General features: G+C 66.8%; 12 protein-coding genes and 1 tRNA gene. 5 read left to right on the forward strand and 8 right to left on the reverse strand.

From position 1 onward, the window contains the following. The first annotated feature begins 63 nt into the window (after positions 1–63). The 4 genes from ACZK2R_RS16545 to ACZK2R_RS16560 all read left to right on the forward strand — a co-directional run bounded on the left by ACZK2R_RS16545 (position 64) and on the right by ACZK2R_RS16560 (position 6,257). On the forward strand, positions 64–801 hold the full coding sequence (locus tag ACZK2R_RS16545) for an SIMPL domain-containing protein (RefSeq protein ID WP_006382138.1): 738 nt from the start codon (positions 64–66) through the stop codon (positions 799–801). A 216-nt stretch (positions 802–1,017) separates the two neighbouring features. Beyond that, a complete protein-coding gene (locus ACZK2R_RS16550) occupies positions 1,018–1,668 on the forward strand; it encodes an energy transducer TonB (RefSeq protein WP_071228714.1) in 651 nt (216 codons plus the stop codon). A 191-nt stretch (positions 1,669–1,859) separates the two neighbouring features. After that, complete coding sequence (locus tag ACZK2R_RS16555) at positions 1,860–4,697, forward strand: TonB-dependent receptor (RefSeq protein WP_019338628.1); 2,838 nt, start codon at positions 1,860–1,862, stop codon at positions 4,695–4,697. A 138-nt stretch (positions 4,698–4,835) separates the two neighbouring features. Continuing rightward, the gene (locus ACZK2R_RS16560) at positions 4,836–6,257 is read left to right on the forward strand and encodes a basic amino acid/polyamine antiporter (RefSeq protein WP_180836607.1); all 1,422 of its coding nucleotides are present in this window, start codon (positions 4,836–4,838) and stop codon (positions 6,255–6,257) included. Positions 6,258–6,390: 133 nt separating this feature from the next. Here the strand turns inward: ACZK2R_RS16560 and ACZK2R_RS16565 are convergent. The 8 genes from ACZK2R_RS16565 to ACZK2R_RS16600 all read right to left on the reverse strand — a co-directional run bounded on the left by ACZK2R_RS16565 (position 6,391) and on the right by ACZK2R_RS16600 (position 13,281). Continuing rightward, positions 6,391–6,467: transfer RNA gene (locus tag ACZK2R_RS16565), tRNA-Asn, on the reverse strand. Positions 6,468–6,489: 22 nt separating this feature from the next. Further along, positions 6,490–6,960, reverse strand: a complete 471-nt coding sequence (rlmH, locus tag ACZK2R_RS16570; protein WP_005418108.1) for a 23S rRNA (pseudouridine(1915)-N(3))-methyltransferase RlmH — start codon at positions 6,958–6,960, stop codon at positions 6,490–6,492. 64 nt (positions 6,961–7,024) lie between these two features. Then, complete coding sequence (rsfS, locus tag ACZK2R_RS16575; RefSeq protein WP_005418109.1) at positions 7,025–7,435, reverse strand: ribosome silencing factor; 411 nt, start codon at positions 7,433–7,435, stop codon at positions 7,025–7,027. Positions 7,436–7,493: 58 nt separating this feature from the next. Beyond that, positions 7,494–8,159, reverse strand: a complete 666-nt coding sequence (nadD, locus tag ACZK2R_RS16580) for a nicotinate-nucleotide adenylyltransferase (protein ID WP_180836606.1) — start codon at positions 8,157–8,159, stop codon at positions 7,494–7,496. Between the two features lie 3 nt (positions 8,160–8,162). Then, positions 8,163–9,200, reverse strand: coding sequence for a DNA polymerase III subunit delta (gene holA / locus ACZK2R_RS16585; protein WP_032128985.1), 1,038 nt, complete (start codon positions 9,198–9,200; stop codon positions 8,163–8,165). A 9-nt stretch (positions 9,201–9,209) separates the two neighbouring features. After that, positions 9,210–9,794: an LPS-assembly lipoprotein LptE gene (locus ACZK2R_RS16590; protein WP_032128984.1), complete on the reverse strand. Its 585-nt coding sequence runs from the start codon at positions 9,792–9,794 to the stop codon at positions 9,210–9,212. A 136-nt stretch (positions 9,795–9,930) separates the two neighbouring features. After that, entirely contained in the window at positions 9,931–12,573 is a 2,643-nt protein-coding gene (leuS, locus tag ACZK2R_RS16595) for a leucine--tRNA ligase (protein ID WP_121504589.1), read from the reverse strand. A 105-nt stretch (positions 12,574–12,678) separates the two neighbouring features. Then, entirely contained in the window at positions 12,679–13,281 is a 603-nt protein-coding gene (locus ACZK2R_RS16600) for a DUF998 domain-containing protein (protein WP_164080896.1), read from the reverse strand. 125 nt (positions 13,282–13,406) lie between these two features. On the opposite strand from ACZK2R_RS16600, the gene trxA reads away from it, so the two are divergent. Continuing rightward, positions 13,407–14,264 (forward strand): thioredoxin, encoded by an 858-nt coding sequence (trxA, locus tag ACZK2R_RS16605; protein ID WP_164080895.1) that lies wholly within the window; start codon positions 13,407–13,409, stop codon positions 14,262–14,264. Positions 14,265–14,276: the final 12 nt, after the last annotated feature.

Raw genomic sequence — 14,276 nt, forward strand, 5'->3', positions numbered from 1 at the left:
AACGGGCTCACAGCGCGTTCATCGCTACGACACCACCCTCAACGGCACAACAAGGAGTTCTCCATGCGCCTGACCGCCACCCCGCTGCTGCTCGCCCTGTCCCTCGCCCTTGGAACCTCGATGACCGCCCATGCTGCCCCGTCGTCGCCGTCGATCGCCGCCCCGGCCGAAGGCACCCTGCTGAACATCTCGGCCAATGCCGAGGCGACCCGCGTGCCGGACGTGGCCACCCTATCGGCCGGTGTGGTCACCCAGGCCGCCGATGGCAACAGCGCCATGCGCCAGAACGCCCAGCAGATGGACAAGGTACTGGCCGCGATCAAGGCCGCCGGCATCGCCGAGCGCGACGTGCAGACCAGTGGCGTCAGCCTCAATCCGCAGTACCGCTATGCCGACAACGAAGCACCGAAGATCACCGGCTACCAGGCCAGCAACACGGTCAGCCTGAAGGTGCGTGACATCGCCAAGCTGGGCAAGGTGCTGGATGCACTGGCTGCGCAGGGCGCCAACCAGATCAACGGCCCCAGCTTCGAGATCGACCAGCCGGAACCGGTCTACGACGAAGCCCGCCTGGCTGCACTGAAGAAGGCCCAGGCCCGCGCCCAGACCTATGCGAAGTCGCTGGGCCTGCAGGTGCGCCGCATCGTCAGCATTTCCGAGAACGCCGGCGGCGGCTACCGCCCGATGCCGATGATGCGGGCCATGTCGGCCGGCGCGGCGATGGACAAGGCCACCCCGGTCGCACCGGGTGAATCGACCGTCTCGGTCAACCTGGACGTGGTGTTCGAACTGGGTCGCTGATCCCGTTCGCCATTGCCGACAAAGGCGGATCCCGCAGGGGATCCGCCTTTTTCATGCCCGTAGCCGGCGTTGGCTGAAGGCCAGCCCAACGATCGCCCCCCTGCCTCTAGGCAGTGGCTGCCCTGTCGCGCTACTGATGGACTGCCAGCCGCGTGCGGCAACCCCGCCACGGGCCCTGGTGCGTTGAGGACTTCGTCACTGGCATGGAGGTGGACCATGGTTCGTACGTATCCCGTTGCATCCCCGCATTTCGACCCCGCCCGCGTTGCCGCCTGGAGCGCGGCCATCGCCCTGCATCTGCTGGCCTTCCTGTTGCTGCTGATCCCGGCGACCTACCAGGCCGTGCAGGTCCCACGTGACAAGACTGCGGTCAGGCTGATCGAGAAGATCCCGCCACCGCCCACGCCGCCGGTTCCGATCCCGCCGAAAGAGATCGTCCAGGTGGTGCCGAAACCCCGGACGCAGCCGGTAGCACCGCCACTGCCTGCACCCACCGCGACCGTGGAGGAGACCCAGGGCATCGCACTGCCGGCCGCCGAACCGGCCCCGCCCCAGCTGGCACCGAGCATCGATACCTCCACGCCTCTGGCCGGCGCCCAGCTGCAGTACCGCAGCGCCCCGCCGCCGGCCTACCCGCTGGCGGCACTGCGCAACCGCGAGCAGGGGACGGTGCTGTTGCGGGTAGAGGTGGACTCCCACGGGCAGCCGGCGGTGGTCAGCATCGAGCGCAGCAGTGGCTCGCGCAGCCTGGACCAGGCCGCACGCCAACAGGTGCTCAGGCACTGGCGCTTCGAGCCGGCCCAGCGTGATGGCGTGGCCGTGCCGGCCATCGGCATGGTGCCGGTGCAGTTTTCGCTGCCGGACTGAGGTGATCGCCGGCCCGGCTGCTTGCCGGGCCGGCGCTTCCATCCGGGCGGGTACGGACGGAACAGGATCAACTGTTATTGATTAAGCAAAAATTCACGACTTCGTCACCTGTCGGAAACCTAGATTGGTCCGTCCCGGAATCTTCCGGAGACAGCCCTCAACGCTACGGTTTTCCAGTTAGGAGAGAAGCTGTGAAACACCTGATCCAACGGCCCGCCAGCCGCCGCCGCACCACCCTGGCATCGTCCATCACCCATATCCTTACCGGCGGCACGCTGCTGCTGGTTGGCGCCGTGGCTTCCACCTCCGCTTTCGCGCAGGAAAAGGCCACCAACCTGGACCGAATCACGGTCACCGGTTCGAACATCCCGCGCACCAACACTGAAACACCGTCCCCGGTGCAGGTGGTGACCCGCCAGGAAATCGACCGTACGGGCAAGACCACGGTTGCCGAGTACCTGCAGACCATCACCGCCAATGGCGCCGGCTCGATTCCCAAATCGTTCGGCAACGGCTTCGCCGGTGGTGGCGCCGGCATTTCGCTGCGTGGCCTGGGCGCGGGTTCGACCCTTGTGCTGTTGAATGGCCGCCGCATGGCCACCTACGGCCTGGCCGATGACGGCCAGAAGGTCTTCACCGACCTGAGCACCATCCCGCTCGACGCCGTTGAACGTGTGGAAGTGCTGAAGGATGGCGCGTCGGCGATCTATGGTTCCGACGCCATCGCCGGCGTGGTCAACATCATCCTGCGCAGCGACTTCCAGGGCGCGATCCTTCGCGGCTCCTACGGCCTGTCCGGCGACAGCGATGGCGATACCAAGAAGGCGACCCTGACCGCCGGTACCGGCGACATGGCCACCGACGGCTGGAACGCTTTCTTCAGCCTTGACGTCGGCAAGAGCGACGCGATCAAGATCAGCGACCGCAAGAACCGCAAGTGGATCGGCACCGGCGACACCCGCCAGTGGGGCTATGGCAACAATGCCCAGTTCCTGGGCGGCGCCTTCCTCAGCGGCAAGACCCGCGGCGGCGTTGGTCCCAATGGCTCGGTGTACGACGACCGCAATGTCACCGACACGAATCCGGCCACCCTCGTACCGCTGCCGGGCTGCCAGGGCTTGACCACCATCGGTGGCCAGACCGACGCCTCTGTCGCCGCGCAGGGCTGCCTGTGGGATCCGGCACAGCTGTATCGCGATATCTCGCCGGAAGAGAAGTACGTCAACGTGTTCGGCCGCGCCAGCTTCGCGTTCGGTGAAGGTGGCGAAATCTACACCGAGATCGGCTACTCGAAGAAGGAAACCACCTTCAGCAACACGCCGTCCGCCGCGTCCGGCGGCTGGGGTTATCCCGGCGGCCCGGTCAACGGCAACAGCGGTCCGGGCGCCGTGGTGCTTGGTCCCAACCATCCTGACCGGCCTGCCGGCCTCGGTACTGGCCCGTTGCGCCTGCGCTATAGCGCTTGGGACGTCGGCCCCCGCGTGACCGACAACACCAACGAGTTCAATCGTTTCCTGGTCGGCGTCAAGGGCAACTGGGGTGATTGGAGCTACGACACCGCCTACCTGCACTCGGGCACCGACCTGGTCAACGAGCGCACCGGCTTCCTGCGCTACAGCGCCGTGAAATGTGCACTGGGTGACGCGAACTGTGCCGGTGGCGTATGGCGCATTGGCGACAATGCCAACCTGAACTCCCAGGCGCTGTATGACTACATCTCGCCGAAGATCAGCGCACGTGCCAAGTCCAGCCTGGATATGTTCGACTTCACCGTGTCGCGCAGCCTGATGGACCTGAAGGGTGGCCCGCTGGGCCTGGCGATCGGTACCGAGTGGCGCAAGACCAGCAACAGCCTGACCCCGCAGACCTACACCGACACGGGTGACATCATCGGCCTGGGCTACTCGGCCTACGACGGCACCCAGAACGTGTACGCCGGTTACGTCGAACTGTCGGCACCGGTGTTGGAGCAATTGGAACTGTCCGCTGCCCTGCGCTACGACAAGTATGAAAGTGGTGAAGGCAAGGCCACGCCGAAGCTGGGTGTGAAGTGGACGCCGGCCGACTGGATCGCCCTGCGCGCCAGCTACGCCGAAGGCTTCCGTGCACCGAACCCGGCCGAGAACGGCGACGGTGGCCTGGCCGCGTTCTCCACGGCCTCGGATCCGATCCGTTGCCCGGACGGTGAAAACCCTGCCCCGGGCGCTTCGCCGGACGACTGCGGCTCGCAGTCGGTTGCGATCATCACCCGTCCGAACAAGGACCTGAAGCCGGAAGAGTCGAAGAGCTACTCGGTGGGTATCGTGCTGCAGCCTACCCGCTCCACCTCGCTGACCGTCGATGCGTGGGAGATCAAGCGCACCAACGAGATCGCCCAGGGCGATACCGATGACGCGATCCGGGCTGGCAACGTCCTGCGCGACAACAACCTGCTCAACGGCGTCGCCGGTACCGGCAGCATCCTGGCCGTCAACACCGCCTACATCAACGCCAGTTCCTCGCGCGTTCGCGGTATCGACACCGACATCCGCCAGACCTTCGATATCGGCCCGGGCCAGCTGGAGATGGATCTGCAGTGGAGCCACCTGCTGAAGTTCGAGCGCACCAGCGGTACCAGCACCGATGACTTCCTGGGCACGCACGGCAACTGCGACGTGACCAACTGCATCGGCACGCCGAAGGACCGCATCAACTTCGGTACCACCTGGAAGCAGGGCCCGTGGAGTGTCAGCGGCGTGGCCAACTACATCTCCAGCATGGAAAACACCGACAAGCGCGGCGGCAAGTACCAGTTCTTCTATGCCGACGGCTCGCCGGTGAAGAAGATCTCTTCGTTCACCACCTTCGACCTTTCCGGCCGCTGGGCAATCACCGAAGCGTTCGAGCTGAATGCTTCGGTCGAGAACGTCTTCGACCGCATTGCTCCGCTGGATCCGCTGACCTATGGCGGCGTGAACTACAACCCGATGCACTTCAGTGGTGCCATCGGTCGCTACTTCACCGTCGGTGCCAAGTACACCTTCAAGTAATACAGGCAACACCTTTCAACGCAGCAACTTCGAAGGCCCGGGCAGCTGCCCGGGCCTTCGTCGTTCCGCCCCTTGCAGGCATGTTCACGGGCACATGGCTACCGTGTGCACGCGGCATCACCGCCGCAGGGGATCTGCATGGCCGCAACTTCGCAACGCCTGGGCCTGCCCGCGTTGACTGCACTGGTGGTCGGCTCGATGGTCGGCGCCGGCATCTTTTCATTGCCGCAGAACGTGGCGCGCAGCGCCGGGCCTGCCGCCGCGCTGATCGGCTGGGCCCTGAGCGGCGCGGGCATGCTGATGCTGGCCTTCGTATTCCAGGCCCTGGCCAACCGCCGGCCTGATCTCGATACCGGCATCTACGCATACGCACGCGAAGGCTTCGGCAACTACATCGGCTTCTCCGCTGCGTGGGGCTACTGGGTTGCCTCGGTGCTCGGCAACGCCAGCTTCTTCGTGCTGATCTTCAGTGGCCTGGGCCACTTCATGCCCGTGTTCGGCGAAGGCAATACCCCGGCCGCCGTGGCCGCATCGTCATTGCTGTTGTGGACCGTGCACCTGTTGGTGCTGCGTGGCCTGCGCACTGCCGCCATCGTCAACGGCCTGGTGACCGTGGCCAAGCTGCTGCCGATCGCCCTGTTCCTGGTCCTGGCCGCCGGCGCGTTCCGCATGGACGTGTTCCGCGCCGATTTCCTCGGCGCGCCTGCACTCGGCGACCTCGGCCAGCAGCTGCGCGGCATGATGCTGGTGACCGTGTGGGTGTTCATTGGCATCGAGGGCGCCAGCATCTACTCGCGGCGCGCCGCACGCCGTGCCGACGTGGGTCGCGCCACGGTGATCGGCTTCCTCGGCGTGTGGCTGCTGCTGGTGCTGGTCAGCCTGTTGTCGATGGGCGTGCTGTCGCAGGCGGAACTGGCCGGACTGCCCAATCCGTCGATGGCCTATGTGCTGCGTGCCATTGTCGGCGAATGGGGCGCGACGGTGATCATCATCGGTTCGATCATCTCCGTTCTCGGTGCATTGCTGGCCTGGGTGCTGCTGTGTGCCGAAGTGCTCTATGCCGCCGCAGGTGACGGCACCATGCCGGCCTTCCTGGGGCGTGAGAACGCGCGCGGGGTGCCGGCCAATGCACTGTGGTTGAGCAACGGGCTGATCCAGTTGTTCCTGCTGCTGGTGCTGGTCAATTCCGGCAGCTATACCGGGCTGGTGCTGCTGGCCGCGTCGATGAGCCTGGTGCCCTACTTCCTGTCCACGGCATTCGGCGTACAGCTGGCCTGGCGTGGGCAGGCCTATGCCGATGAACCAGGCGTGCGCTGGCGCGATTTCGTGGTCGCACTGCTGGCCAGCGCCTATGCGCTGTGGCTGGTGTATGCCGGCGGCCTGGACAACCTGCTGCTGTCGGTACTGCTGTACGTGCCCGGCGTGGTGTTGTTCGCATTGACCCGGCACCAACGCGGCGAACAGGTATTTACGCGTTGGGAAGGGGTACTGTTCGCTGCGATCCTGGTTGTGGCGGTTGCTACGCTGGTGGCGTTCTGGCGAGGCAATCTCGGGCTGTAGACCCGAGCCCAGGCTCGGCTGGGTTCATCCGCAGCAGCCGAGCATGGCTCGGCTCCACAACAGCAGTCGCGCAAGCTCGCCCCTACAAAGACGCAAAAAAAAACCTGCATCTCGCGATGCAGGTTTTTCAAGGTGGCGCCCGAAGTTGGACTCGAACCAACGACCCCCTGATTAACAGTCAAGTGCTCTAACCGGCTGAGCTATTCGGGCAGACGACTAGTATAACAACTCTTCACGCGCGATGGTAGGGGTGATTGGCAATCATTGCGGCAGCCCGATACAGCTGCTCGGCCACCACCAGGCGCACCAGCATGTGCGGCAGCGTCAGCGGGCCGATCGACCACTTCTCATCGGCCAGCGCGGACACCTCCGGCGAATGCCCTTCCGGGCCACCGATCAGGAACGCCAGGTCCCTTCCCTGCCCGCGCCAGTGTTCCAGGCGCTGTGCCAGCTGTTCGGAACTCAGCTGTCGCCCTGGCACATCCAGCGCCACTACATAGGCATTCTTCGGCAGCGCAGCGATGACCCGCTTGCCTTCATCTTCGGTGGCGCGACGCGGATCGCGCCCCTTGCCACGCAGGCCGGGCTCGATTTCCACCAGCTCGAACGGCAGCCAGTGCGACAGCCGCTTCTGGTACTCGGCGAAGCCCTGCGCCACCCAGCTGGGGGCGCGTTCACCGGTGGCGATCAGGCGGGCTTTCATCAACGGTCCTCCAAAACGTCGACGGCGCCATCGGCGCCGTCGAAGGGATGCATCAACGCGTGGCTCAGGCCACTTCGTCGTCGCTGGACGGCGGCTGGTCGCCGACGGTCCACAGGCGCTCGAGAGCGTAGAACTCACGCACGCGCGGCAGCATCACATGGACGATCACGTCGCCCAGGTCGACCAGCACCCACTCGGCTTCGCGCTCGCCTTCCACGCCCAGCGGCATCACGTCGATGTTCTTGGCGAAGCGCACGACTTCGTCGGCAATCGACTTGACGTGGCGGGTCGAGGTGCCCGAAACGACGATCATGTAGTCGGCAACGCTGGACCGGCCGCGCACGTCGATCTCGACCAGGTCCTTGGCCTTCAGGTCTTCGGTGGCTTGGCGGACGCTGGCCAGCAGTTCCGGCACGGACGGCGGCGGGCTGGGCAGATCGACCTTGATGGTCTGGGGCTGGGTCTGGTTGCTCAAAGTGGATCGACTCGATAAACGTGGGGGCGATTATACGGGGATGGCGCCGCTGCGCCATTCACGGCCTGCCCGGGCGGTACAGCCCGTGTGCAGCCACATAGTCCGCCACGCCGGGTGGCAGCAGGGCGCGCCAGGGGCCGCCGGCGGCGATCTGCGAGCGCACGGCGCTGGCCGATTCCTCGCGCAGCGGGTGGTGCAGGCGCAGGATGCGCCCGGCCGGGCTGGCGAACAGGGCCTGCTCGGTGTCGGCCCAACGCCCTTCCAGCGCCCGGCCCAGCTCGCCATCCACCGCGGCCTGCAACGGACTACCCGGGCGCTCCGCCACCACGAAATGAGCCAGCCCGAACAGCGCCTCCCATTCGTGCCAGCTGGACAGGCCAAGCAGGCTGTCGGCGCCGACCAGCCAGGCCAGCGGCCGGCTCGGCCCCAGCTCGCCGCGCAGCTCGCGCAGGGTGTCCACGGTGTAGGACGGCCGACCGGGGAAACGTGCCGCGCGATCCAGCTCGCGCCGGTCCAGCAGCAGGCCCGGTTCGTCGCCGATGGCCAGCGACAGCATGGTGCAGCGCTGCTCGGCCGTGGCGCCGGGCACGGCACGGTGCGGCGGATCGGCGGCCGGCAGCATGCGCACGGCAACCTGCAGTTCATCACGGGCAGCCCGCGCGATCGCCAGGTGCCCGAGGTGCACCGGATCGAAGGTGCCCCCGTAGTAGATCCGCAGGCTCATTGCTCAGGCCCGCGCCAGCAGGCGCACGGCACGCGGTTCGGCCACAGCCACCAGCAGGCGCTCCAGCGCCAGCCAGGCATCGCCGTCGGCGCGCCCCTTGGCGATACGGTCGACCAGTCCCGCTTCAGCCACGAAGCGCTCCCAGCGCTTGCTTTCCGGATGCCGCTGCAGCGCGCGCTTGTACGGCGCCTGCCGCGATTCCCAGATGCCGCGCGATTTCATTTCGGCGGCCAGGTTGCCACCCCGGGCCTGCACCCGGGCCAGGCCAGCACCGGCCAGCAGCTCGCGGATCACCATCGGCATCAACGCAGCCACCGCCTCACCCTCGCCTCGCAGGCCGGCCAGCATGCGCAGCACCGCCGGCGGTTGCCCGGAGAATGTCGCCTCCACCAGCCGGAACACGTCATAGCGGGCGGCGTCGGCCACCAGCGACTCCATGCGCTCCACATCCAGCGGCTGGCCATCGGCCAACAGCGCCAGCTTGTCGATTTCCTGGGCGGCAGCCAGCAGGTTGCCTTCCACCCGCTCGGCCAGACGCTGCACGGCGGCCGGGTCCGCGCGCAGGCCCTTGCCACGCAGGCGGCGCTCGATCCAGTCCGGCAGTTCATGCGGCTTGATCGCCCACGCCACCGACAGCACGCCGATGCGGTTGACCGCTTCGGCCCACTTGCCCTGGTGCGCCTTGCTCCATTCGTTGGCGGTGATCATCAACACCACGTCCGGCGCCGGATTGGCGCAGAACTGGCTGATCACCTCGGCACCGTCCTTGCCCGGCTTGCCGCTGGGCAGGCGCACCTCGACCAGGCGACGGGCGCTGAACAGGCTGGGGGCATTGAAACTGGCGTCGAGCTGGTTCCAGTCGAAATCACGCCCATCGGCGTCGAACACTTCACGTTCGCCAATGCCCGAGGCGCGCGCACGTGCGCGGATGGCGTCGGCCGCCTCCAGCACGCGCAGGGTTTCCGGGCCGGCAATCAGGTAGACCGGCGCCAGCGCGGTATCAGCGCCCTGGCTGGCCAGCTGCTCCGGACGCAGTTCCATGCGCGCGGCTCAGTGCTTGGCTGCGGGGACCGGCTCGGCCGGTACCGCGCCTTCGATCGGCTTGTCCTTCGGCGCCGACAGGCTGCCGCCCTTCTCGATCTCGGCACGCACCACGCTGTCGATGCGGCGGATGATCGAGGCGGACATTTCCCGGCGCAGTTCATTGGCCAGGATTTCACGTTCGGTGGTGGTACCGGTGGCGTCGGTCGGCGGCGACACGTAGTCGCGCGACAGCTCGATCACCTGCTGCGGCACCAGTTCGCTGCCGTCTTCGCGACGGAAGATGAAGATCACCGCGTAGCGCAGGCTGTATTCCTGCGCACGGCCCTGCGAGTCGATGGCGATCGGCAGGTCGCCCCAGCGCTCGGACAGTACCTGCAGCTGGGCGCTGGGCTCCTTGCTGTCCTCATCGGCCAGCCTGGCGCCGGAGGCCAGCAGGCTGCGGTTGAGCAGCTTGACCAGTTCGCTGTACGGCGCAGTGGAAACCACCTTCACCGGTGCCGTGTCGGTCGGCAGCATCAGCTTGTTGCGCAGATGGAAACCGCAGCCGGCAAGGCCGAGGACAAGAACGAGGGCAAGCAGGATTCGGGTCATGGAGACAGTCTGGCGGAGCCGGGCGATCACGGCAACACACAGCGTGCCCGAAGCCGCGTGAATGCAGGGCCATCAAACGCCGGGCCCTGCACCGGAATGGTACCGGCCACCACGCGGGTGGCCGGTACGGGGTACATCAGGCGGCGACGATGTTCACGATCTTGCCCGGCACGATGATGATCTTGCGCACCGTCAGGCCTTCCATGAACTTGGCCGCGTTGGGCTCGGCCAGGGCCAGTGCCTCGACCTGCTCGCGCGCGGCGTCGGCCGCCACGTCGATGGTGCCACGCAGCTTGCCGTTGACCTGCACGGCCAGGGTCAGCGCGTCGCGCACCAGCGCACCGGCATCGGCCTGCGGGAACGGCTGGTCTTCCAGCAGGGTCTCGCCATGGCCCAGCACCTGCCACAGGGCATGGCTGGCGTGCGGGGTGATCGGGTTGAGCAGCAGCACGATGGCCTGCAGCGCTTCCTGGCGCACCGCGCGCCCCTGCGCACTGCCGTCCTCGAACTTGGCCAGCGCGTTCATCAGTTCCATCACCGCGGCAATGGCGGTGTTGAAGCTGTGGCGGCGGCCATAGTCGTCACCGACCTTGCCGATGGTCTCGTGGGTCTTGCGGCGCAGTGCCTTCTGGTTGGCATCCAGTGCTGCAACATCCAGCGCCGGAGCGGCGCCATCGGCAGCATGCTTCTGCACCTGGGCCCACAGGCGGCGCAGGAAGCGGGCCATGCCATCCACACCGGCTTCGTTCCACTCCAGCGACTGTTCCGGCGGCGCGGCGAACATCGAGAACAGGCGCACGGTGTCGGCGCCGTACTTGTCGACCATCGCCTGCGGGTCCACGCCGTTGTTCTTCGACTTGGACATCTTCTCGGTGCCACCGACCACCACCGGCTGGCCGTCGGCGATCAGGGTCGCGCCGGTGATGCGGCCGCGCTCGTCGCGCTGCACTTCCACATCGGCCGGGTTGATCCAGTCCTTCGAGCCATCCGGGTTCGGGCGGTAGTAGGTCTCGGCAATCACCATGCCCTGGCACAGCAGGTTGCGCGCCGGTTCGTTGCTGTCCACCATCCGCGCGTCGCGCAGCAGCTTGTGATAGAAGCGGAAATACATCAGGTGCAGGATCGCGTGCTCGATGCCACCGATGTACTGGTCGACCGGCAGCCAGTAGTTGCCGCGCTTGTCGACAGCATCACGGGCACCCGGCGAGGTGTAGCGGGCGTAGTACCAGCTCGACTCCATGAAAGTGTCGAAGGTGTCGGTCTCGCGCTCGGCCGCACCGCCACATTCCGGGCAGGTGGTCTTGCGCCATTCCGGATCGGTCTTGATCGGCGAACCGGTACCCGAGAATGCCACGTCCTCCGGCAGCACCACCGGCAGCTGTTCTTCCGGCACCGGCACCGCACCGCACTTGGCGCAGTAGATCACCGGAATCGGGCAGCCCCAGTAGCGCTGGCGGCTCACGCCCCAGTCGCGCAGGCGGTAGTTAACGCGGCGCTGGCCCTGGGCCTTGCGCTCGAATCGTTCGGCCAGGGCTTCGAAGGCACCCTGGAAATCCAGGCCATCGAACTCGGCCGAGTTGACCAGCTCGAAGGCACGGCTCTTGTCGCTGTACCAGTCCTGCCAGCGGCTGCCATCCCAGGTGCGCTCTTCTTCGGTGCGCGCATCCTTCAGCGCGATCACCTGCTTGATCGGCAGGCCGTACTTGTTGGCCACTTCGTTGTCGCGCTGGTCATGACCCGGCACAGCCATCACCGCGCCGGTGCCGTAGCCCATCAGCACGAAGTTGGCGACCCACACCGGCACCGGCTCGCCGGTGACCGGATGCAGCGCACGCAGGCCGGTGTCCATGCCGCGCTTTTCCTGGGTTTCCAGTTCCGCCTCGGACACGCCACCCTGCTTCAGGTCGGCCAGCATCGCGGCCAGTTCCGGGTTGTTCTTCGCCGCATGCAGCGCCAGCGGATGTTCGGCGGCGATCGACACGAAGGTCACGCCCATCACGGTATCCGGACGGGTGGTGAACACGCGCAGCGGATCCAGCACGCCGCCGTCAACGTCACGTACGTCGAACTGGATTTCCAGGCCCTCGGAGCGGCCGATCCAGTTGCGCTGCATGGTCTTGACCGAATCCGGCCAGCCGTCCAGCTCGTCCAGGCCGTCCAGCAGTTCCTGGGCGTAATCGGTGATGCGCAGGAACCACTGCGGGATCTCGCGCTTCTCGACCAGGGCGCCGGAGCGCCAGCCGCGGCCGTCAATCACCTGCTCGTTGGCCAGCACGGTCTGGTCGACCGGGTCCCAGTTCACCACCGCATTGCGGCGGTAGGCCAGGCCCTTGCGCATCAGGCGGGTGAACATGCGCTGCTCGTGGACGTAGTAGTCCGGGCGGCAGGTGGCGAACTCGCGCGACCAGTCAACGGCATAGCCCATGGCCTTGAACTGGCCACGCATGTGCTCGATGTTCTTGTAGGTCCAGGCCGCCGGTGCGGTCTTGTTCTTGATCGCGGCGTTTTCCGCCGGCAGGCCGAACGCGTCCCAGCCCATCGGCTGCAGCACGTTGTGGCCGGTCATGCGCTTGTAGCGGCTGATCACGTCGCCGATCGTGTAATTGCGCACGTGGCCCATGTGCAGCGCACCGGACGGGTACGGAAGCATCGACAGGCAGTAGTACTTCGGCTTGTCCGAAGTCTCGTCGACTTCGAAGGCACGGGTGGCGTCCCAGTACTGCTGGGCGGCGGATTCAACCTGCTGCGGGTCGTAGGCGTTGGTTTCAGCGCTGGTCATGGAACACGCGGATGCGGCGGCAAAGCGGTACAGCGTACCGCAGTGCGGCAAACGTCTCCAATCCCGCCCGCTGAAGGCCGGCTCCGCGAGCGCCCGAGGCTGGTCTCAGCGCGGCCGCGACAACGGCAGGGCCAGGGCCAGCCAGGCCGTCCAGCAGGCGAACGCAAGCCGTTGTGCCAGCGGTGCCGCCAACACGCCCTGCAGGGCAAACGCCGCCAGCGCGGCCAGTACGCCACAGGCGAGCGCCACTGCGCCCAGCGCGCGGCCATGCGCCTGGCGCAACTGCGACGTGCCCAGCAACAGGGTCCCGGCAACGAAACCCAGCACCCAGATCATCCAGGCGCTGGCATGCAGCTGGCTGGCCGGCCCGTGCAGGTCATCCACATCCAGCGGCAGCAGTCCCATCGCGGCGAACGCCAACCCGGCCAGCAGCAGCATCTGGCTGCCCACCCGGGGCGCCCAGCCGGCGGTTGCCGGCAGCCCACGGCGCAGGCACTCGGCCACAACCACCGCCAGCAGGCCCGGCAGCACCAAGCCCAGCAGATTGAAGGCCAGCGCATGCGGCACCCCCTGTGCACCCAGCAGCGCCACCGGGTGGCGAGCCTGTGCGTAGCCATCCAGGCCGGCGCCGAAACCGAGCACCGCCAGCACGAACAGCAGTGCGGCGACCAGACCGGACAGGCGCAGCAACGGGGACAGGGACGACATGCAGGCTCCGGAAAGGACGGCGACAGGAAGGCGGCATTGTCAGGCATTTACTACAACCCGGGTTGAGACCGGCATCGATCGTCACCATAGAATCAGTCTCCAGACGCCAAACGATGCTTTCCCCCATGACCGAGACGACCTACGTATTCGACGCCACCACTGCGACCTTCGAGGCCGAAGTCCTGCAGAAGTCGCTGCAGACGCCGGTGCTGGTCGACTTCTGGGCCACCTGGTGCGGGCCGTGCAAGACCCTCGGGCCGATGCTGGAAAAGCTGGCTGCCGAGTACAACGGCGCCTTCGAACTGGCCAAGGTCGACGTCGACAAGGAACAGCAGATCGCCGCCGCCTTCCAGATCCGCTCGGTGCCGACCGTGTTCCTGGTCAAGGGCGGCCAGCTGGTGGACGGCTTCCCGGGGGCCATCCCGGAAGGCCAGCTGCGTGAATTCCTGGCCCAGCACGGCATCGTGCCGGCCGACATCGGCGACGCCGTCGCCGAAGACGAAGCGCCGCTGGACCCGCAGGCGCAGGTGGACGTGCTGCGCGCGCAGATCGCCGCCGAGCCGGACAAGGACGAGCTGAAGCTCGACCTGGCGCTGGCCCTGCTGCAGATCGGTGGCGTGGATGAAGCCGGTCTGCTGATCGATGGCCTGCCCGCCAACCTGGCCACCGACGACCGTGCCGTGCGTGCACGCGCCCGGCTGTCCTTCGCCTCGGCCCTGAAGGACGCCCCGGCCGCCGAAGTGCTGGACGCGCGCATCGCCGCCGATGGCAAGGACCTCAAGGCACGCCACCTGCGTGGCGTACAGCTGCTGCTCGGTGGCCACGACGAAGCCGCGCTGGCCCAGTTCCTGGAAATGCTGCGGATCGACCGCACGTTCGAGGACGGACTGCCGCGCAAGGCCCTGATCGACGCCTTCAATGTGATCTCCGACGAGGACCTGGTCGGCCAGTACCGCCGCCGGATGGCCTCCCTGCTGTTCTGAACGGGAACCCAC

The sequence above is a fragment of the Stenotrophomonas sp. 96582_Sma genome (assembly GCF_056480905.1).